Genomic DNA, 212 nt, shown 5'->3' on the forward strand with positions numbered 1-212 from the left:
TCATACTCTCCTAAATTATACAGCGCCAACCCTCGGTTATTCCAAGCTTCATGTAAATCCGGTTTATATTTTAGGGCTTGGTCATAGGAGGATATGGCTTGTTTATACTCTCCTAAATAAGACAGCGCCTTCCCTCGGTTATACCAAGCTTCATGTACATCCGGTTTATATTTTAGGGCTTGGTCATAGGAGGATATCGCTTGTTTATATTG

General features: G+C 40.6%; 1 protein-coding gene. It reads right to left on the reverse strand.

Annotated elements, in window-relative coordinates; all coding sequences use genetic code 11:
• Positions 1 to 212, reverse strand: a 212-nt coding sequence (locus tag P5683_RS26325) for a tetratricopeptide repeat protein (RefSeq protein WP_315669536.1), incomplete at both ends; no start/stop codon positions are given.

Origin of the sequence: Limnospira sp. PMC 1279.21, from assembly GCF_032349615.1 — a bacterium.
GTDB classification, from domain to species: Bacteria; Cyanobacteriota; Cyanobacteriia; order Cyanobacteriales; family Microcoleaceae; genus Limnospira; species Limnospira fusiformis.